Source organism: Heliorestis acidaminivorans (assembly GCF_008933955.1).
GTDB classification, from domain to species: Bacteria; Bacillota; Desulfitobacteriia; order Heliobacteriales; family Heliobacteriaceae; genus Heliorestis; species Heliorestis acidaminivorans.
Genome location: NZ_WBXO01000044.1, coordinates 1 through 326, shown reverse-complemented (window position 1 = coordinate 326; position 326 = coordinate 1). Strand labels below are relative to the sequence as shown.

The following is a 326-nucleotide window of genomic DNA, read 5'->3' as shown; positions in this document are numbered from 1 at the left end:
AAAGATGAGACTTCCCACTACGTAAGTAGGTAAGACCCCAGGAAGATGACCTGGTTGATCGGCTCGAGATGGAAGCGCTGTGAGGCGTGTAGTTGACGAGTACGAATCGGTCGAGGACTTAACCTACTCTATTACATCGCATATAAATTCTCTGTGTAGCTTTCAGGGTACAAATCAATGGGCGATTAGCTCAGCTGGTTAGAGTACTTGCTTGACATGCAAGGGTCGGCGGTTCAACTCCGTTATCACCCACCATGTATTTGCCTCGATAGCTCAGTCGGTAGAGCAGAGGACTGAAAATCCTCGTGTCGGTGGTTCGATTCCGC

The 326-nt window shown here is 49.1% G+C and carries 1 tRNA gene and 1 rRNA gene; both read left to right on the top strand.

From position 1 onward, the window contains the following. Positions 1–126 (top strand): 23S ribosomal RNA (locus F9B85_RS14240); the annotation flags it as partial. Between the two features lie 53 nt (positions 127–179). Then, positions 180–255: transfer RNA gene (locus tag F9B85_RS14235), tRNA-Val, on the top strand. Positions 256–326 lie beyond the last annotated feature (71 nt).